General features: G+C 51.7%; 18 protein-coding genes and 3 pseudogenes. 5 read left to right on the top strand and 16 right to left on the bottom strand.

The window, feature by feature from the left end:
* Positions 1-81, top strand: a pseudogene (locus C471_RS18285) (IS6 family transposase); the annotation flags it as partial.
* 40 nt (positions 82-121) lie between these two features.
* On the opposite strand, the pseudogene C471_RS18320 reads toward C471_RS18285, so the two are convergent.
* The 14 genes and pseudogenes from C471_RS18320 to C471_RS16865 all read right to left on the bottom strand — a co-directional run.
* A pseudogene (locus tag C471_RS18320) lies at positions 122-247 on the bottom strand (restriction endonuclease); the annotation flags it as partial.
* Between the two features lie 254 nt (positions 248-501).
* On the bottom strand, positions 502-1,146 hold the full coding sequence (locus tag C471_RS16880; protein WP_152421822.1) for a hypothetical protein: 645 nt from the start codon (positions 1,144-1,146) through the stop codon (positions 502-504).
* A gap of 271 nt (positions 1,147-1,417) precedes the next feature.
* Complete coding sequence (locus C471_RS06215; RefSeq protein ID WP_004047191.1) at positions 1,418-2,821, bottom strand: ATP-binding protein; 1,404 nt, start codon at positions 2,819-2,821, stop codon at positions 1,418-1,420.
* A gap of 545 nt (positions 2,822-3,366) precedes the next feature.
* Complete coding sequence (locus tag C471_RS06210) at positions 3,367-4,806, bottom strand: tyrosine-type recombinase/integrase (RefSeq protein ID WP_004047190.1); 1,440 nt, start codon at positions 4,804-4,806, stop codon at positions 3,367-3,369.
* A 153-nt stretch (positions 4,807-4,959) separates the two neighbouring features.
* On the bottom strand, positions 4,960-8,517 hold the full coding sequence (locus C471_RS06205; protein ID WP_004047189.1) for a UvrD-helicase domain-containing protein: 3,558 nt from the start codon (positions 8,515-8,517) through the stop codon (positions 4,960-4,962).
* Complete coding sequence (locus C471_RS06200) at positions 8,510-9,778, bottom strand: hypothetical protein (protein WP_049909032.1); 1,269 nt, start codon at positions 9,776-9,778, stop codon at positions 8,510-8,512. Before C471_RS06200 ends, C471_RS06205 begins: the two co-directional genes overlap by 8 nt.
* Positions 9,775-10,599, bottom strand: coding sequence for a hypothetical protein (locus tag C471_RS06195; protein ID WP_049909030.1), 825 nt, complete (start codon positions 10,597-10,599; stop codon positions 9,775-9,777). Before C471_RS06195 ends, C471_RS06200 begins: the two co-directional genes overlap by 4 nt.
* A gap of 59 nt (positions 10,600-10,658) precedes the next feature.
* Positions 10,659-11,438 carry an HNH endonuclease gene (locus C471_RS06190; protein WP_004047188.1) on the bottom strand — a complete coding sequence of 260 codons (780 nt, stop codon included), beginning with the start codon at positions 11,436-11,438 and terminating at the stop codon, positions 10,659-10,661.
* The gene (locus C471_RS06185) at positions 11,428-11,931 is read right to left on the bottom strand and encodes a hypothetical protein (RefSeq protein ID WP_004047187.1); all 504 of its coding nucleotides are present in this window, start codon (positions 11,929-11,931) and stop codon (positions 11,428-11,430) included. Before C471_RS06185 ends, C471_RS06190 begins: the two co-directional genes overlap by 11 nt.
* Positions 11,928-12,299: a DUF7344 domain-containing protein gene (locus C471_RS06180; RefSeq protein WP_004047186.1), complete on the bottom strand. Its 372-nt coding sequence runs from the start codon at positions 12,297-12,299 to the stop codon at positions 11,928-11,930. Before C471_RS06180 ends, C471_RS06185 begins: the two co-directional genes overlap by 4 nt.
* A gap of 488 nt (positions 12,300-12,787) precedes the next feature.
* The gene (locus C471_RS16875; protein WP_152421821.1) at positions 12,788-13,276 is read right to left on the bottom strand and encodes a Pycsar system effector family protein; all 489 of its coding nucleotides are present in this window, start codon (positions 13,274-13,276) and stop codon (positions 12,788-12,790) included.
* 156 nt (positions 13,277-13,432) lie between these two features.
* Positions 13,433-16,885, bottom strand: coding sequence for a phosphoribosyltransferase (locus C471_RS16870; RefSeq protein ID WP_152421820.1), 3,453 nt, complete (start codon positions 16,883-16,885; stop codon positions 13,433-13,435).
* A gap of 69 nt (positions 16,886-16,954) precedes the next feature.
* Positions 16,955-17,871 (bottom strand): annotated as a pseudogene (locus C471_RS06170) (IS1595 family transposase).
* Positions 17,872-18,035: 164 nt separating this feature from the next.
* Positions 18,036-19,271 carry a hypothetical protein gene (locus C471_RS16865; protein ID WP_152421819.1) on the bottom strand — a complete coding sequence of 412 codons (1,236 nt, stop codon included), beginning with the start codon at positions 19,269-19,271 and terminating at the stop codon, positions 18,036-18,038.
* A 182-nt stretch (positions 19,272-19,453) separates the two neighbouring features.
* On the opposite strand from C471_RS16865, the gene C471_RS16860 reads away from it, so the two are divergent.
* Both C471_RS16860 and C471_RS16855 read left to right on the top strand, forming a co-directional pair.
* Positions 19,454-19,642 (top strand): hypothetical protein, encoded by a 189-nt coding sequence (locus C471_RS16860; protein WP_152421818.1) that lies wholly within the window; start codon positions 19,454-19,456, stop codon positions 19,640-19,642.
* A gap of 182 nt (positions 19,643-19,824) precedes the next feature.
* Positions 19,825-20,250 (top strand): hypothetical protein, encoded by a 426-nt coding sequence (locus C471_RS16855; RefSeq protein ID WP_152421817.1) that lies wholly within the window; start codon positions 19,825-19,827, stop codon positions 20,248-20,250.
* Positions 20,251-20,318: 68 nt separating this feature from the next.
* Here C471_RS16855 and C471_RS06165 read toward each other — a convergent pair whose 3' ends face one another.
* Together C471_RS06165 and C471_RS06160 are read right to left on the bottom strand one after the other, a co-directional pair.
* Positions 20,319-21,374: a tyrosine-type recombinase/integrase gene (locus C471_RS06165; protein WP_160163126.1), complete on the bottom strand. Its 1,056-nt coding sequence runs from the start codon at positions 21,372-21,374 to the stop codon at positions 20,319-20,321.
* Positions 21,361-21,930, bottom strand: coding sequence for a hypothetical protein (locus tag C471_RS06160; protein ID WP_004047184.1), 570 nt, complete (start codon positions 21,928-21,930; stop codon positions 21,361-21,363). Before C471_RS06160 ends, C471_RS06165 begins: the two co-directional genes overlap by 14 nt.
* Positions 21,931-22,787: 857 nt before the next feature.
* Here C471_RS06160 and C471_RS16230 point away from each other — a divergent pair.
* Together C471_RS16230 and C471_RS06155 are read left to right on the top strand one after the other, a co-directional pair.
* Complete coding sequence (locus tag C471_RS16230; protein ID WP_080505543.1) at positions 22,788-23,378, top strand: surface glycoprotein; 591 nt, start codon at positions 22,788-22,790, stop codon at positions 23,376-23,378.
* The coding region (locus tag C471_RS06155) for a hypothetical protein (RefSeq protein WP_449272083.1) at positions 23,335-23,642 on the top strand (308 nt) is incomplete at its 3' end. The genes C471_RS16230 and C471_RS06155, both read left to right, overlap by 44 nt.

The raw sequence follows: 23,642 nt of genomic DNA, 5'->3' as shown, positions 1-23,642 counted from the left end.
AGTTTCAGCAATGTCGCGTTCGAGACAGCTCAAAATTGGCTCGAAGCCCTCGCAGTCTACCACAATTCACGCCAAACTTAACGCGACCGTTTTGAGTGGCGATGATATCGATTCCTTGGTCGTTCGATTCGGTGGTTACAGTGGTATCCCAACCCCTTCGTTGCCAGAGTTCGGCCACAAATTTCTCAAACCTGTATCCGTTGAGTTGTCTGAGTCGTGCCGCTATTTCGGTATCTGAGAGCCCCATGCGAATGTCTTTGCTGTTGGCAGTCGGCTGTAAAATAGGTATGGTCTGATAATGTTCTGTCAGTTGTTGATTGCTACACTACTATCATAATGGTAAGCGCTACGTTATCAGAGTTGCCGAAATCTGAACGACTAGCACACCACGATTCCCCAGTGACTCACCCTCTGTATCGCTCACGCTGCTACTGATAGTAACCGAGTAGTTGGTGAAGCTGCTGCTACATACAACGCGCATAGTCAACAGAGAGTGAGTGACTATTCCGAATTTGGAGGTACTTTGACGGCTAAAGATTTGAATTCACTCGCACCCTCAACGATAATATCTGGCCTATGCGAATACTTGTTCCAATTCAGTTTGTAATGATGGTTGAGATGTATGGGATCACCTTGTTTCCAGCTTCGTTCTTCGACCCAGTCAAATTCACCTTCTAAAACTCTACCATCGTAAATTCGGAACGGGTCATATACCGCGCCCTCTCTCTTTTCCCAATAATTTGGGTCGTTAGTGAGGAATATAGCGTAACCTTGAGTGTCGTATTCTTGTGTGAGAGCTTCCAAGTTTGAGATATCCTTTATGAAACTATACGTTCCATGATTGTAGTCTCCCTGGCGAGAGATGTGGAACCTCTCATTAAAACTGGTATCGTGGACGTCTGCTGCTTTGGTTTTGTATTTGAGTTCAATCGGGATTACACCGTTCTGTGTTCGTATTGCAAGATCAACGTCGCCTGCCTGCTCTGTATTCCATTCAAGCCTAACCGTTCCTGTTATTCCCTGCTCCTGAATTAATTTGTTCAGGAGGAAGCCGAATTCCAGTTTAAAGTGATCCTCTTTGTGAAAGAGGCCTTCCAACCTCCAGAGACTATATTCAATATCGATGAGTTCGGCATTATTAGTCATTGTTCTCTATTGAATTGTAATTGAATAGACGGAAGATAAATCCAGCAGTATTTCTGAATCTCACTGGATGAGGGACATACAGGGTTGTGGTGTATCCACTCTCTGTATCTTGCACGGGTGTCTTACCAGCTGATGGATAGATCGATATGTCTCGCGTTAGATTCCTCGCCTGTACTGACCGATTCGTGAGTCCCATGTACTGACTCAGACTGGGTCAGAATGTATCTCTTGCTGAGGTATTTCAACAGAGCCGCACCTCGGTAGTTGAACATCAGATCTCGGTCGGACTTTCTAATATCCGGTCTATGCTACCTACATTGAACAGGGACCAAGAATCGTCCACCTCCTGATCGAGTCCCTCTACAAACCCACTCCTCGAAAACAACGCGAATCGTTCAGTCCGCGAATCCGGTCCCCACTGTACGTGTTCGGATTTCGCCCGGAGGTCTTCGACGAGCCCGCAGCCAACCGGTTCAGAGGTCCACTTGCACTCAGCGAAGAGAATTCTATCGTCAGCCGGCGAAAGCCCGACGATGTCGATCTCGTTCTCACCGTACCACCATCGACCGATCTCCGAGTACTGCTCAAACTCTTCGCGTCGAATTCCTTCCCAGATCGCCTCCTGACAGATGTCTTCGAACGTCTCGCCGACGAGGTTCGGGAGATCAGGTTCAATCGTGTTCTCGTACACGATCCCCGGTGCTTCCTCGATACTCGATCGGTTCGGCCCGACGTAGCGGAACCAGAACCGGAGGAACTCGTCTGCAACGTAGTACTTGGAGCGCTTCGACTTTTTTGCTGACGCAGTCACGGGAATTTCCCGCTCGATGAGCCGTAGTTTTTGGAGCTTACGAAGGTATTTCGAGAGTGGTCCCGAGTCGATCCCGGTTGCTCCCGATATTTCGTTCGGTGTCGTGTGGCCGAGGGCAATGGACTCCAGGATGCTCATGTAGCGTGCTGGACTTCGCAGCTCCGTCCGTAGTAGGAACTCTGGCTCGTTGTAGAGTACTGCTGACGGCGAGAGGATCTGCGATCGAATGTTGTCCGCGAGTGAGGAGTCGAAATAGTCGAATAGCGTGAGATACATCGGCGTTCCCCCAGTGACTGCGTAGGAGCGGATGGCGTCCTCGATATCGTATAGGATGACCTCGCGTGCTTGCCGGAACGAGAACGGCTGGACGTCGAATTGCCCAGTTCTGCGACCATAGAGGGGACTCTCGTGACCGAGCACTTCTGACTCCATCGTACTGATGCTCGATCCACAGAGAACGAGCATTGAGTCCGTTTCCTGCAGATGTTCGTCCACGAACGACTGGAGGTAGGACGGAAGTGAATCGTTCTCTTCGACGAGATACGGGAATTCGTCGATGGCGACGATGAGATCCTCGTCTGCGATCTTTTCCCCTAGGTACTCAAGCGCCTCGTCCCATCCGTCGATTCTTGGTACGCGATCGTCGAAGTAATCCGCTACTTGCTCAACGAACTTCTCCCGTTGTCGTTCCTCAGCCTCCTGAGCGGAGAGAAAATAGATATGAGGTTGATGTCGGCAGAACTCTTTCAGGAGTTCGGTCTTTCCGATCCTCCGCCTTCCATAGACCACGTAGAAATCGTGCCCCGGTGACTCGAATGCCGTGTTGAGAGTCTCCAGTTCATCGATCCTGTTGTAGAAGGTCATTCTTCGTCTAATGATTACTTGGATAATGACTTATTCGTTTTGGGCGGTTCTTCGGAATGTGGTTTGGGGGGGTAATAGGCAGTTCATTTTCATTCTCTAAATAATCATTATTTAGAGAATGAAGTGCTGATCGGAATTGTCGTCCTGACAGTCAAGTTTGGTACCTCACAAAACTCGTTAGATATCTACTTGCTGACGACGTGTACTCTATCGTACTACCCCGCACCGCCCGGTAAGTCCAATCGTAAATCACTTTCGCTGAATTCGTCTCGCCCGCGATCTTCAACAACCCGCTCCTCACTGTCCTAATGGCATCGCCAGCAGCGACAAAACGTTCTTCGAGATCGTATCTGACGGCGGCGGCAGTGTTGATAGCGATTCCGATAGTAACGCCAAGCTCTACAATTACAATTGCTTCCCAACCACCTGATACAGTCCGGTGCGTCTGTGGCGTTGGTCGGTATAACCGACAACACCCGTCGGATACAGCTTGGGATGATTGAACAGAGTCAAAACATCGATACAGAGTGAATCAGGCCGAGTATTCAACCGAAAAGCAGCGAGAGGTTCAGGGACAACGGTAGAACCACAAGCAAGGTGTACACCACGGTTCCGGTTGCTATTCGTTCAGCGGTCGGAGAAGCGCCGTTGCCGGCGAGCCAGTACTCTGACCATTCTCGATCAAGTCGGGCCCCGAGTTGGCCGACGCCAAGGGCGGCAGCACCACCGAGGGTTGCCGCCGGGATCATGTCGCTGTCCCGATCCTCGTCATGATAATCAAAGAGCTGTGAATTCACGTTCATCGCTCGATACTCGCCGGGATCGGCGCGCTCGCTCGGATCGATCCGGTGTACGTCCTCAAGCTCTGCCAGCGTAGTCGCAACCGTCACAGGCTGCCCGTCCTCAACGCTCACCCGATCGGAATCCCGGGACAGGTGGCCGGGGAGATCATGCTGCGAGGGGTCGTAGCTCAGCTGATCCTCATCGGGGAACCCTGTCCTGCCATGGGGGACATTTCCGGCACGCGGGTGCAACAGAGGGATCGTATTGTCTCGCTGTTCGTGATAGCGGGCAATCCGAACGTCCTCGTCACAGTAGACGCCGTCCGGCGTGAGAGGGGTAAATGGCTCATTATTGAATGGGGCCGGGTTCGACACGATCGGAAAGCAATACTCTGGTTCTGTAGGTACGACCGGCGGAGCTTCGTCGGCTTTGCCCATCAAGTTGTAGACCTTGTGTGTCGTGAGTCGGCCACTCACCCGCAGGTATTGTACCGCCGTCTCGATGTCCTGCCAGCCGGCGAGATCCCGCATGGTCTTCGGATCGGTTACGATGTTTGCCCAGAAGGTGAGGCCGGTTGCCCGGAGCGGGTGCGCCGAGATTGCCCCGGAATCAAGGCCGTCAGCGTTCTCCGCCGCCCTTCGGATCAGTCGGTTGATAGGGTACTGCTGGTAGTCGATGTAGTCGTGGTTGTCGAAGAAGGCTATGAGGCAGGCAGTAATTCGTTCACTCCACCCAAACGGAATGACCCGCGCCGACCGGTCGTATTTGGGCTGCCAACGCTCAGTGTAAAGGATCTCTTCGAGGTTCTTCACCGTACAGTAGTCGGACAACTGTACGACTTCTTCACGGTCTGCCACCAGTAGGTCCTTCCACGAGGCTCCACTCTCCCACTCGCCGTGTTCCTGTAGTTCTTTCAACCCTCGTCGGCCCCAGGTATCAAAAGCCGTGATCCAACAGCGCTTGCAGCCACAGGGGTCATAGGCCGGGATATGGATCTCGCCACGTCGCCAGTCGATCCATTCCTCACGGAGATGCTGTATCTCCTGTAACCGGAGTCCGAGGCGACCGGCGAGCAAGATCACGGTACAAGCGACAAGGCGGGTTTCACGATTCTCGATCTGCAATGCGCCCTGGTAGAGCCGGAAGTAGGCGTCTGTACTCAGTGCTTTATCGGCAGACGGTAGGACATTCGGAGAGGTCATGTCTCATAGAACTAAGAGGGATACTCGGAAAAGGGTAAGTTTATGAAATATGGTAGTTTGACGGCTGTTTCACCTCGGCGGATCTGCTGAAAGAGCGGCGTCACGACAACGGAATTTCGGGCGAATCAATAAGCTGCCATCGATCTGGATTTCTCACTCTTTGATGAGTCGTTGTAACCGTGACTGAACGATGTCGGGTGGCCACGAGGACGTGGTTGTCTCGGTTGTGACGCCGAGTGTTTCTATCGTTCCCCGAACAGGCGCGTCAGTCTTCTCTGTTTGCTCGGTGAGGTAGGCATATGCGGCGATTTGTAATTCGTAGCGTTGGCGTGTTTCTGCAGTGGGTTCAGCTAACGCGATCTTCACGTCCGTCAGGACGCGCTCTCCGTCTGGGTATTCGATAACGAAATCTGTCTGACCGTGGATCTCGAACTCCACGCCGTTCAGTTTGACAAGTCCGTCAATCGGCTGTTCAACGCTAACGGTCGTTCTCGGATCTTCAATCTGTTCCCACAGTTCGGTGTTCACAAACCCGGCAAGGACGTGTTCGAAGAACGCGTACATTCCTGCGTTCTCATCCGGATTCACATCTGGCACGGTGTCTGCGACGATGTCGTCGAAGACGCTTCGAACTTCAGAATCCATGCCCCGCAGCGACTGTTCCGAGATTCCCCGTGCGACCAGTTCTGTAAGCACAGCATGGAGGCACCGCCCAACGCCATCTGGGCCTACCTGATCGAACGAGAGCGGAAGGTCATCAGGCACGTCGTGCGCGTCCGTGTGGAGTGGTTCGCCGAGGAGGTGGGCGATTGTGTGCTCGTTGAGATCCTCGGTCAACGGGTACATCGTTGAGGGATTCAGGAACCGCGGGAGCCATGGTTCGAGATCGTCACGCCGTGGTGGGATTTCAGAAACTCCGTTGTTAGCCGTTGGTAAAGCAGGCAAGTTACGCTGCGCAAACAGATCTACGTCGTTAACGCCAACGTCGATCGACTCCGTGTTCGGTTCCGAACCATTCAGTCCTAGGGTGTAGGAGTCCGTTCCTCTCTCTTCGAATTCGAGCCCATCGCGGATCGTGTCCATCCACCGATCACGGAGGTGGTCGGCTTCGACATCTGAGTGGGGCAGCGGCACAACTAGGTGGTCTCTCGCGCGGGTCATGGCCACGTACAGCAATCGCCACACCTCTGCCCGTTCGTTTGCTGCGACAGTACTGAGTCGGTCGGGATTGACGAGTTCGTCACGATCCGTGGACTCGCAGACAGTGTCGCTCCAATGAGCAGTTGCCCAGCGAAGTCCGGTGTCTCGATCCCACCCTCCTGGCGGCTCGTACAGGCCACCCTCGAACGGTGGGAGTGTGATGTCTTCCGGGATGTTCGTGTTCATCGGTGGGGCGAGCCCTGCGATCGACCCTTGCGTCACGAGTCGCTGCGTGTGAGGGCCGCGTGACCACACGTTGAATCCTGGATCAGCAATCACGACGACATCGTCTTCGTCGCCTTTCGCCTGATGGACCGTTTGGAACTTGACATCGTACGCTTCCCCGGTCGTGCTCGGCTGTGTTGGTCCGTCGTCGGGACTCTCGCGGAACGGTTCAATCAGCTCGGTTAATTCGGCTGGTGAGTACTGTGTCTCTCCTTCCCATTCGGAGAGTATCTCAACGAGCGCATCGAGATTTGCAACTCGTTGCGCGGAATCGACATCGGAAACACACTCGTTAGCGTCTGCCCGCAGTGCGAGCGACTCGATGATCTCCTCAACGTACACACTCGCCGGCTGTCTGTGAAACACGTCACGCCGATCACGAAGTCGGCGGAGCCCGCACAACACTTGCCGCTGCGTTGGCGGGATGTCGGTCTCGGTCGTATCGAGTACTTTGTCCACGTTCCACGAATGAGACTTAAAGACGCCCGTGTCAACGTCTATCCTGAGTTCGGAGTCCGTGAGGAACGCCTTTGTTCGTTCGGGTGAGTCGGGCGCTTCCAACCATTCACAGACGTCGAATACTGTATTGACCGCGGGACACTCAAACAATCCCTCTGCCGCCGTGTATACGCGAAGTCCTTCAGCAGTGAACGCCGCTTCGTACTGGGGCAACCGCGTTCCACGCCGGAACAACACCGTGATGTCCTGTGGATCGCCGTCCTCGTCGCAGAACGTGCCGTCAGCGAGTCCCTTCGCAATGTGTGTCGCCAGTATGTTCGCCTCACCAATCCCCGTGTCGGGAGTTGCCCACGTCTCTGATCCTGGCTGACCGACACCGGCGAACGAGGAGACGTGTACCGCAGGAGTCTCGTTGCCATCACGGGCTGCTTCCAACTGTGGGTACGTAACGTCAAGATCACCGATGTCTCCACGAGCGGGATCGGTGAACATCGGGTCGGCGATCGCATTGATGCCTGCCGCGATGTCGGGAACACAGCGATAGGTCGTCGTCGCGGTTCGGTTCTCGCGTGTTTCCCAGTCTACACCGAGGTACCTTCCCGTAGTGGTCGCGGTATCGAACCATGTTGGGTTGGCGTGTCGCCACAGGTAGATCCCTTGACGGACATCGCCGCAGGCGAACACGCGCGAGTTACTCGTGACGATGTGGGATAGCGCAGCGTGCTGGATAGCCGAGACATCCTGTGCCTCGTCGATGATCAGACTGCGAATCCGTGATCGATACGTTCGCCGGACTCGATCCCGTTGCGCATCATCTATCGCCTGCAGCGGCTCCGAGAGCTGAGACCGATTGCCGGACTCATCGAAATATGCGTCCACGAGATACGCGACGTCGGTATGTGAGACGACACTGTACTCTCGAACGCGCTCTTGATACGCGGTACGATACGCTGAGAGAACTGTACAGAAGTCGTTGATGCGATCACACCACGCGTCGTACAGCTCACGGTCGGCATCAAGCAGTCGATCGCGTTCGGACTTGTCCACCGCATCCCTGACGCGATCCTCGATGGCCCCGTCACCACCACTGACGAAACGTGTAACGGACTGCACGATGTCGTCGAATCTCTCAGGGTTGCCATTCGGGTACGTTGCGTCCTGTGTCCGTTCCAGTTCTGACTGGAACTGTGCGGTTGAGAGACGTTGATCGCGGCAGAACGTGACTGCGGCTTCCAGCATCTCGGCTACGCTCTCATCGTACTCACCATCTGGATACGCAGCTTCAAAATCACGCAGCCGCTGTTCGTACGCTGGAGACCCACAGACTTTCTCGTAGCACTCCTGATGGACCTGCTTCAATAGCGCCTTGTTACCGACGGATGGCATGTCCTCGAAGCCGGCATCATGGGCGATGTCCTGTAGGATGCCACGTAGGAGACTGTCAACAGTTCCTGTGTACGGTGCCTGTCGTGTACGCTGTAGGAGATACTGGAGCTCCGCGTCGGTGATCTCCGATGCGGCTGAGACGAGCTCGTGTTCTACGAGTGTCTGTAACCGGTCACACACCGCCGGGATGATGCCGGCGGCTTCGTCCCGGTTGAACGATATCACCGCGACGTGTTGCTCCGGCGTTGGATCGCCTGCCACGTATCGTCGCAGAATGTCTTCGGCGGCAATGTGGTGTGCAACGACCGACTTACCCGACCCGGGAACGCAGTTCAAAGTGAACAATCCTGTCTCGTGGTCAAAATACGCTTCTCTGATCGCTCGCTGCGCACCCTTCAGTACGATCGGTTCGATATCCTCATCTGCCGTATCGTTACTCATCACAATCCTCCGTCTCTGCCGTGACGAATCCCCGTATTTCCGGTGGAAGTCGTCGATCAGCACTAATGAGCCGCTCTCTATCTGTCTCACCAACCCGCTCCGTGTTGATGTATCCCAGAAGCGGAGACGGTTGGACCTCGTTCCCCTCCCGGGTCTGCGTGTACCGCGTCACGACGGCACACTGGCCCGCAGCGCGAAGTGCATCTGTAAACTGGTCACGGTCACGTCCACCGATCCACGCGGGCTGTGGCGCGAGCAGCCCTGATTGTCCGTCCCCTTGAAGAACCGCCTCTTGGAACTCCGGCGGTAAGACGGACTCCGGTGGTCGTGGCCACTGGTCAGCGGTCAATCCAAGCACCACCACGTACGGAACGTCAAGCGCCCAGACGTCGTTCGCCTCCAACACGTCCAACGCACGAGCGTTCGAGTGTTCTCTTCGACCGGGCCGTTGTGTGGCGATCACGCTGGCTAAGTTAGCGACGTCACCCCACGACTGATCGACTGTTCCTTCTTCGAGCCGGTCAGCGAACTTGTGGCGTAACTGCCGGACAAGCGTCCGAACACGCACAACCGCCCGCGCGTCAGTCTCCGTTTCAAGTAGCGCCGGTGAGTCACCAGCCTTCGTCTCCGGGAGTCCATGCTCGGCATACCCCTCGATGACGTCGCCCAGCAGCGTACTCACTGATTCCGGCTCGGGCATCGGTGCATCATCGATCCACTCTACAAACCGCTGGAAACGCCCATCCGCATCTCCAGTCGATTTAATCACGTCCACCCACTCGGGAATCGTTCGCGTCCCGTCCGGGAGGCGCTCCATCACTCGGGACACCGTCGCGGGATCGATCGGCCACTGACAAGTTGTCGACACAGACTGCTCATCCCGACCGGGTGTCGATCGGAGTGACCAGCAGAGTTCGAGCGGTCGAAGCAGCGTTTCCACATCTACACGCTCCTCGTCTAGAACATCACAGACAGCCTCGATGAGCGCGTACGGCCGCGTTCGAGTCACTCGAAGTTGAGTCCAGAACACGGGTGTGAGTTCGTACTGAATCGCCGCTCGAAACAACGGTTCCTCGTACGCATCGAGATCTCGTACCACGACTACGATGTCACGGATCGGCACCCCATGGTCTCGGAGTGAGGCGACGACCGCCATGGCAGCCCGTACTTCATCTCGCCGCGTCGGCGACACAATTTCGACCGTCGGAACCTCGGGAGGATCGATCGGCTGTGATAGCTTGTGTCGGTTAGAAGCCGTCATTCGAACACCTCCGTCCCAGGTTTGGAACGAGTGAGGAGGTCGTCGAACCGCTGTTTCAGATACGTTCCAGTTTCGGAGCGGAAATGAATGTGAACTTCGACAGGCGTTGTCGAAAGAACCGCATGCACGAGATCCGTGTGCGGCGCAGACAGGCTGCTGAGACCAAGCAACGTGAGTCGGTCGATATGTGGGTATGCCTCCGTCCACCCTACCCCGTCCGTCGCTACGATCATTCTCGTCGCCCGCCGAACGAGTTCTGTCTCCGAGACCGCCTTCGTGATCCGATCCCGAAGACCTTGTTCCACGAACAGTGCAGCGTTGAGGAGCTCTGAAGACTCTGCGTCGATCGGATCGTAGAGATCATCCGCCGTGTCTCGCCAAGCTGCGATCCGCTCTGGATGAAAGTTAGTCACCGTCTCTACCTCTGTGCGAATCTGTTCGATCTGCTGCGGATCACGCGATGACAATCTGGGCGGTAACGCAAGTTCAGATGACGCACGGGACGGTGGGTCCTCAAGTATTGCGTGGAGCAGACTCAACCGGTCAATCCGATCGATCGTCGCTGTCGGCCGTCCTGCGGACTCAAGCAGCTTCTTGCTGATTCCAACCGGAGCTACGAATGAGAAGGCATCCTTCGAGAGATTCGCCTCTCGAAGCCGTCGCTGAACGTTCCGCTGGTGAAGCTCAACCGGGGACGCGACAAGTTCCGTTGCCCGCGGACACCTGCGAGCCCTCTCGAACACCAGCTCTTCGTCACCGACGTGAAGCATCAATTGCTCCCCACTCTCGGCCCAGTCACCACCTCCCTGCTTGCTTTCCATAAATCTTCGATGAGTCGTCGTCTACGCTCCTACAGCACCATCCCATGAACCATTACCGGTCATGCCGTAGACTCCTGAAACAGCCTTACAAGCTGATCAACGACTTCATCGAACTCGTCTGAGTCCATCACCATGTTCGGATGCTCGTCGTCGTCGAAGGGGATCCGTAGCGCGCCAGCTCTCTTACTGATGTAGAAGGTCGCACGACGCGACCGTCCAAAGAATAGCGCGACCGTCGAACGAGATACTCCAGCATCAAGCAGCCGCCGCAGGAGTTCATCCCGCAACCGGTCCATCATCTCTTCTTCACTCTCCGGTATCCGGCAGCGAACCGTTCTCCCAATATCGCTCGGATATCCCCACTCGTCCGTGTCCAGATCCTTATCGATCAGCGGCTCATCCAACGAATCCACCTTCCGATCGACCGACATCAGCGTCCAAAGCCGTTCGATGATCGACGTCCTGGCAGCCCCACTCGTAACCTCACGGATCTCACTCGTCGTCGCCGGACCGTGTTCGTAGAGGTACGTGAGAATCTCGATATCCTTGTACAGCAGATTCACCTCTGCGGCGACGCCATCGAGATCGAACGGAAGGTCGTCTACCGTCATTCGGTGAGTCACCAGATGGTGACACGGGATACACATCGTCGTCCCGTTGTCCGGGTGATCTCGATCCACCAGATCTGGGTCTTCTTGCATGTGATGGGCTTCAAGATCGATGTTCCCACCTCGCTCCGGACCCAGTCGCCCACAAACCTGGCACTGGTACCTGTCGCGGTCCAGAATCTCCTCTCGGACCCTCGTCGGGAACGTGTTGTACCCATCGTTACGGCCCATCTGTCACCTCCACGTTCTGACTCTCGTAGTACTGCGTCCCACTTACTTCCTCAACGGAAACCTCGCTCAACAACAACGGGCGCTCTCCCTCAGGATCATCCCATCGCGTGATCCGGGCGGACGCAACCACGTCAATTCCATCCGGCTCCGGGTCAAGCATCACCTCGCAGTCCTCACAGGCACACGCATCAAGAAACCACGTGAGGAGCCCCATCGGCCTCCGAGCTCGAACAGTAATCGACTTAGACGCTGCGAGTGCTTGATCGCAACTGTCACACGTCACCCCACGCGGCAACGACCACCCGGAAAGCACCTGTTCAGCCGCGAGCTCCACCTGCCGACACGTGTAGGACTCAATCACGCTCACGAAAGGCGTCTCACTACTTGCGTCCGCAGCGAGACATTCCAAGAGCTGCAGCACCCGATCGAACTGGTACGTCAACTTCAGAGCCACCTGGTCGTCATCCAGCACGTCCTCCGAGATCCTCGTCATTCACCTTCCTCCGGTTCGTAGCAGGACCTCGAAATCTCCCGAATGTGACGGGCAATCGGTTTCGTTGCCTCAGTAGTCATGAGCCGCTTCCCCCGCTCATCGTACTCAGCGACACTCAAATCGTCCAACGTCTCCAGATGTGACTGTATCAACGAGATGTACACCCGGGTGCGTTGTTCACTCGTCACCTCACTAGGATCGACGAGGTTCTCGATCGCAGCAATCTCACGAGCCAGCTTTGAGGCAGTTATTGGCCCGTCTGACTGCGCAAGCGACAGGAGCACCTGCCGACGACGACTGTTCGACACCGCTTGGAACGCGTCATCCGGATCGATCGGTAGGGCCCGATCTTGGTCGATACCCGTCATCTGAACCCTCCCGCGACCTGCTCACTACGACAAGTAAGCACCACCAACTCACACTCGGACTCACCAATCGGATCGACATACCCCCCATCAGCGAGTGTACAAAGTCGGTTCTCTAACCCATCGAGAGTCAGATCCGTCTTCGAAAGGAGGTCCCTGCGGGTCGTCGTTCCTCTAATGGCACGTGTTCCTTCGACGATACGCCTGTCCTGTTCATCGTGTTCGGAAATGATTTCTGTGTCCTCAGCCGTCCGAAAGTCAGAGTTATCACTCCCGACACGATTAGTGTCATTTGCTGTCATCCTTGGCAGCGTTGTTCCCCGGTGTCCTAGCACCGGGGGGCGTTTTCAGCCAATTTTAAATAGTGAGTCCGTTATAAAAAATATTTGTATATTAATTGAACAGGCACGTTTCAGCGGCATCTAGGGCTTCTATTCTTATCATATAACTAAGATTATCATATAGCTCTGTTGAAATTCACAGATATAACTTCAGAAGGATAGGTAATCGATCGCAGCAATTGTAAACAGTATCAACATTCCACCAGAAAAGCGGAGCGACCATCGAAGATAATGATATTTATTACTCGCTACTCTCGCTAATTCATAATTTTCTTGAACCAATTGTTCCCTCGTATCCCCATCTTCTAAGTCGCTGATTGACTTCTGAAATGCATCGACAGACCCGTATTCGACGATATTCTCCCAGAAAATAAGGCCAGTTTCAGGCTTAGGTGTTTTTGGATATACTATCCATCCAGATAAGAAGACACCGATAACTCCCGATCCGGCACCCAGTAGGGCACACCACCACACGAGTTCTGATTCAATTGTGAGTATCCGCATGGCATTTGCGAATAGGCCTAAAAACGCAAACTGTGCAGTGAGCAGAATAGAGGCTTTGTTGTCTGCTAAGGTTATATACCTATTTAAATGATCATGAGTTCGGGTAACCAGTTCATCGGGCGTAAGATCAGACATTTTTTGTCTCACCGAAGGTTATCTGTCTCTGTCCCGGATCAGATACCAGTGAAACTGTAATAGTGCTGTGGGTCCCATCCACTCGCATCACTACCCCAAGTAAACCCGTGTATCTATCCTCGTCGTCTAGGCACTTCACATTTGGTTATTAATTAATTATGTTGTTTGATCTAATTCGTAGGTAGTAAAATCAATCTTGACATCTTCATCCTTTGGGCGAAAGGAGTTCTCTTTGGATGTTACAGACCAATTCTTTTGAAGTATCGACTCTGGAAGTCCATCTTCATACAGTTCATTTTTTGCGGAGTTTGTTATTGATATATAGTGGGCTGAATCTACCTCGGCACCAGTTTTATTTAGATATTCTCCAATTCTAACACTCCTAACATGGGCCTTGTTTGATTTTATTGTATTATTTGCGCTCTTTCTAATATACCCAGAAGGAACCCTACAAACGCTCATGCGTAGGTTCATATCATTAAATGATGCAACTTCCAGAAGTCCACTGAGATACCTCAATACGTGCTTTGACTCTCGAATAAAGATATGAGTCTCATCGTCATCCGAATCCTCATACTCTCCATCATTGAGCCCGGTGCTAATAACGTCAAGTTTCTCACTGATACGGTTTTTAAGTCTTTTTGTTTTTTCCTTGTTTTCCGGATTAGATGAATCCCGAATATCATACCAAACGACCCAATGGGCTTCTATCTGTGATTCCTTCTCAAAGAGATCCTGTATCTTTTGATTCCATTTATTTTCTTCGAAATATTGATCGTAAATATCTATAAGTAAATCATGAATATTGGATATTTTTGGGAATAAATCATTTATAAGAATGATTGCAGTACTCTGATCGGTAAAGAGAGTCTTTTTGAACTCCCCATTCACAATATTGTTTATCCTACAATCTTCCTCCTCGAAACGGGGAAGATCATCTATCGCAATACCACTGTACATTCGTTGTTTATTTTTGTCTACTAATTTATTATATTTGGATATCGATTCCTGAAGTTCGGTAAACTCAACTCTAAGGTTGCTCCCACCTGCAGCAACTTGAGAAGAAAGAGAGATAATATTCCGATAAACTTCACAAAACTGTATACATATCTTGCCGAATGATTCTGTTTTCTCAATAAGCTTCTGAGTCTCCACTGTTGAAAAATCTTTAATCTCCTCAACTGCATCTAGGTAGGGTTCTAGGTTTTGTTCGTATTGTTTAGTCTTACTTCGCTGTGGATGGGATTCAAAATGTTCTCGAATCTTAGTAATGATCTCTGAACTGTTTAGCTCCTCTCTGAGACGCTGTTTGTTCTGAATCCCGTTAATAGCCGACGTAGCCTTACTTGACATATCTTGAGTAGAATCTAAATCAGATTGAAGATTTGAAAGATCAAAATCAGTTAACCCATCAACATTATATGACTCATAATTGTCATGGATTCTTCGAGCATTATCTATAGAATCGCTAATTGACCAGTCATTACTACTTAAAAACAGCTGTATCTCCTTGCGGATTGCTTGTACGTATGCTTCCTCGCTACGGCATGTAGTGAGAGCTGTGAGGTAATCTTGATTATTGGCCGGGTCTACTGACTTATCGATTTCATATAACAACTGTGCTAAAACCTCTAACGATGCACGTTCCGAAGAAGATATTGTGGATGCTACCTCGTTGATGTCGCGGTTATTTTCTTCTTGCCAACTGGTAGATCGCATGACTCCTCCCGCAGTATTCTTAATTAATCCCCTATTTTTACACCAGTCTGTAAAGAACCATCTCTGGTGCTCTCTTTCATCTTCTAATAAGACAACTCTTCCATGGCGGTAAAACTGGGGAGCTACATTGAATTCCTGACGTTGATTATTTCCTGCCAACGATTCGTAGATTGCATCTGTTGTTGCCTGTTCCCAGAATCTACCTTTATGTAGCCGGTCAGTGATCATTACACCAACTTTTTCCAATAGGATACGAGGGATTATCTCTTCATCGTGTTTCTGATGAGCATAATTAAACAACCCGCCTATCACCTCATCAACAACATACTCATATCCCATCCTATTTAATGCCCCCTCGCCGTGGCGGTAGCTTCGTTCAAACTGTTCTGTGTCATCACGGTAGTAGAAACAAGGAATTTGTACGCCAGCGTCGATAAGAAAGTCCATCGCTAAGGAGAACTCTGTCTCATTCTCGATGGATGCGTCGGCGTCAAGCAACAAATTCTTTAATTGACGGACATTCAAGGCAGTATTCCGTGATTTCCTGTGAGGAATACTTGGCGAGGTACTCTCCTGTAGCTCCCGGTCAGTTTTTGATTCAAATTCCAACTGAATTCCCTCAAATACGGTCGATAACTTATCAGAATATGTCATCCTATCGTTAACATGTTTTTGTAAATACGGAAGTATTCCATTATAGAGGTCCTCTTGTTGCGAATCAAGAAACGGCTCTATACGCTCAACGGTCCATTCAACTTCATCCCGCCGGTAATTAGTAGAAAGCAGCTCTTGAAGATCCTTGATTGTACTCTCAAAGCAATTATTTAATTTCGATAGTATATGATCCGTTACCGTCTCCCCAAAGAGGTAGACCATATCCTTTCTATTTAGTGCTGACCCAGGCGGGGATACGGATGGTAGCACTTCCTCATATTCAATTTGGTAAGCGATTCCATACAGGTAGCTCACAAGGTACCAGATGAGTCGATAAACTGGCTCTACTCGCTCTTCTTCACGATTATAAAAGTAGCTTGTTGCCTCGCCTATACAGATCTCACGGCAGGTTTCCACAATCTCATTAAATTCTCTAGGTAATGAGTCGGAAAAAATAGTCTCTCCACGAATTGCGTCCTTTTTAAGAGAAAAAGTAACTATTGGGACAATAACGAATCTGCCTTCTTTTTCATTATGATATACTCTGAACTTTTCAATACCAGGTACTGTATCTGGACCATCAAATAACTTGAATAGAAGATTTTTACATTCAGCCTCTTTATCTGGAATAAAAGTAAATCGGCGTTGTCCAACATCACGCTGATGGACAGTTGTTAATTCATACGAGGAATTGTGTTCCTCGAACCTTTTGAATGTATCTTTATCTATTGTTAAATTAATAATTGCGTGATCAATATCATAGGGTTTGTTAAGATATGAAAATGACTGAGTCATTTGTTTAATGAATTCGTGACGTTTTGAAGCAGACAACTCCAGCTGTGGCTGGACAACGCTGGGGGCCATTTGAGCGGTGTCCTTATCATATCCAATAGTGAGTGGAATAATCTCCTCAGTATCATAATGATGTTGAACGAGATCAATTGTCTCCCAAATTGTAGTTCCGGTAATTGTGATATCATCAAATACGATTACCCTTTTCCCTTCTAATTCTTTTTTAGGAACAAAATCAAGGGATTTCTCTGTATATATTGGGACTGTTGTTGAATATATCCCTGCTTTTTCAAGCATTTCAAGAACTCTTGGTCCAGATCTGCTTACTGCAATAATATAATCTGGTTCATATCTGTTGATTTTCTCTCCTAATGAGATTAGGGTCTCACGATGTTGATCGACGAACCTAACCTCTTGGTTAGAAAAGCTAATATTGGATGACATTTGTTGGCATTTTTTCGGCACGTATTGGAACGACTTATAGATTATGAGGTGCTAGTTGCTGTGTATAATTCACTTATTCGCTCTTGCGGCGTAGATTATTGATGAGTTAGGGTGTAGCTTCGAGGAAAATTTTATTGCTTTCTTCCTTGGTTTTCGGAAGACCTTGCGGCGGAGTTGGAACGCTCGGAGATACGGTGTGAATCTGTCTTTGGGGACACCTCGATGCGGCGAGAGCCACTGTCGCGTTAGCGACGTGTGGCTCTTGCAGGGGTTCACATGAACGTCTCCATCAACGTACTCGCTGTCACTGTGAACGACGTATTCACGAGTGAATGCGTCGTCCTCGTCTAGTGGTCCATACTCTTGAAAGCCGTCAGCATAGACGGTCAACGACTCCTGCTGGCCAACTGCCAGCAGGAGTTGCATTGTCGATTCATTCGCGGCTTTCGTGGGGATCACGTACCGGTCACACTACCTCGATCAGCGAGAATAAAACCGGACGGCTCGTCCTCAGCGTAGGTTCCACGTCCGCGCGTGGACAAGTCATGCGAGCGCGACGAGCCGTCGCGCTCGCGGCCTTTGAGACGAGTTTTCACGTACAGTTCATCGATTTCGATCGGGTCTTCAACCTGTGGCTGAGGCGCCAGCGCTCGCAGGAAGCGCTGGACGCACCAACAGGTCGTCTTGTACCGAATGTCGATTCCCACGTCTAACTGTCTGAGATTCGTGTTGAAGCGGATGTAGGGGTAGATAGTGAGAAATCACTTTCTGAGTGCTAACGCTGAGTGTTCGAATACAGTACCGGTCTGGTCGTTGAATGTGCGGTCGCAATCCTCACACAGATACCGTTGAAACATGGGATAGCTGCCGTACTGAATAACGTATTCGGCACGGCAGCGGGGGCAATAGACGCCGTTCCGCCAACGAACCTCTTCCAGCAGGTTCGCGGCCCGAAGCTCCGAGACGAACGTCCTCACTGGGAACATCGTTCGTCGAGTGATGCGACCGGGATTCCCTCTCCCTCTGTGACTTCCAGCGACTGCTGAGAACTGACCAACAATCCTCTACCCAAGAGCGAAATATGTACTTTCTGTGATACGACCTAGCCTAATTGCTATCCCGGATAACGCATTTCAAACAAGCAACTGTTTTATACATCAGCGTCCCCCATTACTTCCCTGAGGAGCTCCCTATCTTGTATAGACAGTTCTTCCGGGTCGGCGATTATATAATGGACCCAAAAATTATCTCTTTTTCCACTAGACATAGTCTTATGAAGTAGCTGTCCGTACTTCGTCAGAGACCATTTCTTCTCAGCAGATTCTTCTACGACGGGACGACTAGTCCACGATGGATGCTCAGACTTAGCAGATAACCTATTAAGCACAGCAGTAAGCATCTCAACGGAAGTATCAATTTGGACACGAAGATTGTCTCGCTCCGCACGGGCACCGTTAGGGGGTAGTCCATGAAATATTTCATCTGCTTGCGCACCAAATTTCTCTCGTGTCAGGATCTGCTGCCTGTCAATTTTCAAATCGTCCCGGAGATGTTCCACTTCTCTAAGAGGTGTCTCTGACAGCAGTCGCTGTACTATTGTATCAATAGTCGTTTCATCTCGATCCCGAGGTTGAATCCCATTCACCTGCCTTTCTGGGCCATCATTACTTTGCCACTCTACAGCTTCCATTTCGGATATAGAACGAACACTGAGAGCAAGATTAGACTCATTTGGACGAAGATGGTACTGAACAACAGCATTCGTCAATGGAATAGAGGGATTGATGTTCGCGTCCCTCAATACACTCTTTGTGATTTTGTGTAACTCAGATATATCGTTTGTTTTGCCGGTCACCTGGTTTGTTCCTTCTCGAACTACTCGTTGTTCATACAGGGTATTAATCTCTTCAAGCATATCCCCGATACGCTCACTCTCCCGCTGAAAGTCACCAGACGATGTTCCAACTAATCCCAATAGAAAACTCCAAACAATCTCGTGGGTCCGCTGCCCATCTAGGCCTGCCATTCGGAATAGCAAACCGATCTCAAAAGAAAGGTTTGCCACTGAGTTATCTTTATGCTCTCTACTCTGTGAAATATCGTGGGCACCGGACGACTTACTGGGAAAATTGAGATCACTAATTTCGTCTCGTACCTGCTCCTCCGATTCGGCTAGGTAATTTCCGTAGCAGAGCAGGTAGAGATCGTCAAGCAAATCCTGAATCCGATCCATCTGCTTTGCGGATTTCTCCGAAATTTCCCTTTTGAGTCTAGTTTGCGAGTAACTCCCAGTATTCCCCGTAATGAGGAATTCACGTTGTTTGGTCGGAAGTCCGTATGGAGAGAGTGGCCGATCTTGATCCAAATTCCAATCATCTGGGTCCATGATCGAAGACATATAAATGTACCCTGTTAAAGGGTCGTGGCGGAAACCTCCGGCACTCAATATAAAATATTCTCATATGCAATGCGACATGGAATCCGCGTTTGGACGAGGATAGTAGCGAAGTCCGTACGACATACTGCCGTTGATCTACCACACGTGTCGGCACACGTGGTGAATCAATCATGAGTTCTGATCCTGAGGACCTAGATACTGAGATCAGCCGACTAGACGGCAATATTAATGGACTGTACGAAGGCGTCGTCCCTAAACTTGAGATCCGACTGACTGAGATTGAAGAACAGCAACGCGAAATCGAAACTGAACTCGATAAGCTGCGTAACATGATTGCTCAGATGGAGGACGAAGAATGAATAGGAGTACAGGGGGGGTCCGCTATATTATATGCTATAAAAATATTATTTATAATGTAGATGTAGATGCGCAGATAGAGGCTTCATACCCCTGTTCTACGACAATTGGAGATCTTCGCTCAGATCAATCGAATAATACTATGATACTAATTCACGGCTTTGCCCATACGGGGGTGGTGTGAATGGGTAAGCTTCAGAAGTCGGTGACCATCGACCCACATCTCGCAGACGAAATTGATAGAAGGAGCGAGCTAAACTTCTCCGCCTTAGTGAATGAACTTGTTGAGTGCTACTTTTTTGAGGGTAATTCGTCTCACAAAATGAAGGCAGCTCTCGAAGTAAGTCTCGATCGTATTGAGGATGAGATAGATGAAACAGAAAACAAATTACAACGACTTCGGAAACAAAGGGATGAGATCGAAGAGAAGATCGAGAAACAAGAGGGTCAGGAAGACCCCCAAATAAAGGAAGCTGTGGAGGTCTTACAGACTATTCCGGAAGATCAACTCACCAAAGACAATCCAGCAGTTCAGAACCAGGCAAGTCAAATTGGCATTACACCGCTGAAACTCATTGAGAAGGTGAAAAACCACGGTTCATCAGTTTAGCTGGCAATAATCTAATTCTCTGTTTTTGGCGTTGATGATCTCTCGAACTCGTAGGTAAGCACTCAATATCATCGTGGACCACGCTCTTGAACGACCTTCTCTATCTGGTCCCAGTCTGTCGAAACGTACTTCATTGTCGTATCCAGCTTTCGATGCCCGAGAATTTTGGCTAACATGTGAACAGGAATCCCGTCACTCTCAGGATCAGCGGGGTGCGTGCCATTCGCCGAGTGGGAGGCCATAGAGTGGCGAAGTGTATGTGCAGTCACGAGCCATCTCGTATTCCCATTCGCATCTTCGCTGATCGGCTCGTTCACGCCTGCTTCCTTGGCTTGTTCCTTTACGATCCGGCTGATGTATGTTGGCCGCATCTGGGCCTTCTGATGCGTCAAGAAGAGATATTCCGACTCTTCGGCCGTTGCGTACGAGTGGCGCTGCTTTTCGATCCACTCCCGCATGAGAAAGTCCAAATTTTCGTGGTAGTAGACGTACCTGATGTAGTTCTCGTCACCCGGATCAGCTTTCGCGGAAGTGATCCGGATTTTTCGTTTTCCGAAGTCGATATCTTGGAGGCGGACGTTAGCGAGTTCCACCGATCGAACACCGGTTTGGTAGAGCAGCCTAAGTAACAGCTCGTTCCGTATCGCGGGTGTGCCTGGCTTCTCGAATATTTTTTGTACATCCTCAGGCGAGATGGCGACGACGGCGTCGTCAGTGTCGCCCCGTTGTTGGAGGATTTTGACTTTCTGGGATGTTTGCGGGTCAATGTGGTTGTAATCGGTGTCATCTAGCGATACATTTTCTGCTGGGTTGGTCTCACAGTAATTCCGGTTGCAAGCCCAAACGTAGAATACTGAGACTGTGGACAGTAGCGTCCCGACCATGGTGTCCGCTTTGTGGAGATTCTGATCCACGAACTCTCGAACATCACTCTCTTCTGCGGTTTTCGGATCGATTCCTTTCTGTTGGCAGTAGACCATCCACTGACGTAGACACGATCGCCGCGTCTGTAGTGTCGTATCCTTCCCGCTCCCTTTGAGAAACGCGCAGTACTTGTCGTGAAGCTCTCGGTGGGTGCCAGTGAGCTCTTGCGGATCGGCGTCTGGTTCGCTATTGCTGGACATAGTACACGTCGTGCGGGGATCCATCCACGATGACGGTCGTGCTTTTCACCCGACTCATTTGCTGTTCGAGTAGCGCGAGCGCGCGCGTAACATCATATTCTGGGTGGTCAACGTCCTGTGCAAGCCGCCAGGGTTGCCCCTCCCATGCTCCGGAATCGGTCGGAGATTCCTCCGATAATGTTTCAGCGTCGGCGACTCTTGGCAATTCATCGTGCAGCTCGCTCGCCAGATCCATCAACTCGGTATCCTGTTGAGCGTCAGTGGCGAGGCTAATTCGCTCGATTCGCTGATTGACCCCCCGAAGCTCGGCCTTCATTTCCGCGATCTCGTCTTCGATCCCACCCAGATCGACATCAACGGGCTGAGAGCCACCACTTGGGATGTCTTCCGTGACTCCTTGTTTGTACCCGATTCTAATCAACTCGTTCTCTACGGAGTCTCGGATGAGTTGAGTCATCGATTCGTATCTCCCTGTCTCCTCGATGGCCTCTTCCCACTCGGCCTTCACCTCGGGTTGCACGGCAATGTTGATTTGATCTCTCCCGTTTCTGGGCATGCGCGTACCCACGGAAGTTCGACTAATAAATATTTATAGAATAAATATAGAACTCCACAGAACATGCGCCAGATGTTCGGTTCAGAATAGCGGATATCTGCGGGTCTCCGACCCGCAACGCTTTCCGATTCGTTCGCACTGCTCGCCGAGAGGCTGCCGGACACCCTTCGTACGGCTACTCCAACAGCTCCGGCAAACGGGTGTGACGGGCTGTTGACGGTCTCCTCGAGACCGCTCGTGTCGCCGCCGGGGACCCCGAACGCGCCGCGAAGCCGCGCGGTTTCGGCGTCGGGCGGCCCTGAAGCGATACCGGCCGCGCGTGCGGTGATCGGCGAGCGCGGGTCGTGCGGGCTCGCGGCGTCTCAGCGTCGGTTCGGTCATCGGGGAACGCGAAGGCGACCACCAGAGTGGACCGCGCGCGAGCAAAACCTGTCGCTCACGAGCGTGAAAACCGTGTGGACGACGCCGTACCCCTATCAATGAGTCGCGTGCGTCGTCCGGCTGGGCGCTCCCATCTCACTCATCGGTTCAGCCCGTCTAAACGTTTCGGACGCGCGAGAGGTCGACACGAACGCCCGCTGACACCCCGAACGGCACCAAACCCGCGAGATCGAGATCCGGCGCCTGATGCTCCGAGCCGCCAATTTGGTGGGGTTTCACATGCACGGCATAGACACAAAGTATTTACCAGAACCGGTGTGTGTTACAGATGCAGTACCCCTACCCATATAACGCGTGGAAGCAAGTAATCTCGATCCGAGTCCAGTTGCGCCCTCGACGCGGTGTTGGTCGATCGATGATCGGGCGACAGGTGACGGAGAAAGCTGCCAGCGCGACGCAGATAACACACAACAACAATGACAAACGATACAAACTATCGCAAGAAGGCTAACGCGGTCTTCTTCGCGGCGGTCATGGTCGTCTCCATGGTTGCAGTCGGCTTCGCGGCCGCTCCTGCAGCTGCGTCCGCCGACGGCGTCAACCTTAGTCCTAGCACGGTTGACCTCGCCGACGACGACACGACTACTGACATTGAAGTAACGAGTTCAGACAACGAAGTTGACTACGCATACGCCATTGTGAACGACACTAGTGGTAATGTCGTAGTTAGTGGCGAGGCAACAGGCCAAGCTGCCGACGGACACACCTTCACTGGTGTGGATGTTGGTGATCTTGAGACAGGTACCTCCTACACTGTTCAAGGGAACAATACAAATGGTACCTCTGCTCCGACTGTGGGTTCCGCCCCCGACGCTGGATTCTCACAGGCGACTGCAAGCCTCTCGATCACGATCACCGAAGGTTACTCGCCTGCGAACCCGTTCCAGGGTCAGGACGTGACCTTCGCGAACGACACGATCTCCACGTCGGACGAGCTTGAGCTGCGNGTTCCAGGGTCAGGACGTGACCTTCGCGAACGACACGATCTCCACGTCGGACGAGCTTGAGCTGCGCCGCGTGACGGACACCAGCGGCGGTAACGTCACCAACAGTCAGTTCGTGACCGACCTCTCGGACGTGTCCCCTAACCAGGTCACGTTCAGTACGGCGAGCTATCAGTCTGGCGACTACTTCGTTGACGATTCCGGGGATGACCTGCCGCGGCGGCCGGGTCTCGATGAGACCTTCGAGCTGCGGGTTCAGACGCTGAGCACGGAGTTCGTTGACGACTCGGTCGACAACGCCGGTGACACCACGGTTGATCTCGATCT

Source organism: Halorubrum saccharovorum DSM 1137, from assembly GCF_000337915.1.
Classification (GTDB): Archaea; Halobacteriota; Halobacteria; order Halobacteriales; family Haloferacaceae; genus Halorubrum; species Halorubrum saccharovorum.
The sequence above is the reverse complement of the archived record's forward strand: the minus strand, read 5'-3'. Positions and strand labels throughout refer to the sequence as shown.

What these genes read in the sequence shown, in the direction of transcription:
- C471_RS16880 (WP_152421822.1), bottom strand. Translation starts at nt 1,146, where the DNA reads ATGACTAATAATGCCGAACTCATCGATATTGAATATAGTCTCTGGAGG.
- C471_RS06215 (WP_004047191.1), bottom strand. Translation starts at nt 2,821, where the DNA reads ATGACCTTCTACAACAGGATCGATGAACTGGAGACTCTCAACACGGCA.
- C471_RS06210 (WP_004047190.1), bottom strand. Translation starts at nt 4,806, where the DNA reads ATGACCTCTCCGAATGTCCTACCGTCTGCCGATAAAGCACTGAGTACA.
- C471_RS06205 (WP_004047189.1), bottom strand. Translation starts at nt 8,517, where the DNA reads ATGAGTAACGATACGGCAGATGAGGATATCGAACCGATCGTACTGAAG.
- C471_RS06200 (WP_049909032.1), bottom strand. Translation starts at nt 9,778, where the DNA reads ATGACGGCTTCTAACCGACACAAGCTATCACAGCCGATCGATCCTCCC.
- C471_RS06195 (WP_049909030.1), bottom strand. Translation starts at nt 10,599, where the DNA reads ATGGAAAGCAAGCAGGGAGGTGGTGACTGGGCCGAGAGTGGGGAGCAA.
- C471_RS06190 (WP_004047188.1), bottom strand. Translation starts at nt 11,438, where the DNA reads ATGGGCCGTAACGATGGGTACAACACGTTCCCGACGAGGGTCCGAGAG.
- C471_RS06185 (WP_004047187.1), bottom strand. Translation starts at nt 11,931, where the DNA reads ATGACGAGGATCTCGGAGGACGTGCTGGATGACGACCAGGTGGCTCTG.
- C471_RS06180 (WP_004047186.1), bottom strand. Translation starts at nt 12,299, where the DNA reads ATGACGGGTATCGACCAAGATCGGGCCCTACCGATCGATCCGGATGAC.
- C471_RS16875 (WP_152421821.1), bottom strand. Translation starts at nt 13,276, where the DNA reads ATGTCTGATCTTACGCCCGATGAACTGGTTACCCGAACTCATGATCAT.
- C471_RS16870 (WP_152421820.1), bottom strand. Translation starts at nt 16,885, where the DNA reads ATGTCATCCAATATTAGCTTTTCTAACCAAGAGGTTAGGTTCGTCGAT.
- C471_RS16865 (WP_152421819.1), bottom strand. Translation starts at nt 19,271, where the DNA reads ATGGACCCAGATGATTGGAATTTGGATCAAGATCGGCCACTCTCTCCA.
- C471_RS16860 (WP_152421818.1), top strand. Translation starts at nt 19,454, where the DNA reads ATGAGTTCTGATCCTGAGGACCTAGATACTGAGATCAGCCGACTAGAC.
- C471_RS16855 (WP_152421817.1), top strand. Translation starts at nt 19,825, where the DNA reads ATGGGTAAGCTTCAGAAGTCGGTGACCATCGACCCACATCTCGCAGAC.
- C471_RS06165 (WP_160163126.1), bottom strand. Translation starts at nt 21,374, where the DNA reads ATGTCCAGCAATAGCGAACCAGACGCCGATCCGCAAGAGCTCACTGGC.
- C471_RS06160 (WP_004047184.1), bottom strand. Translation starts at nt 21,930, where the DNA reads ATGCCCAGAAACGGGAGAGATCAAATCAACATTGCCGTGCAACCCGAG.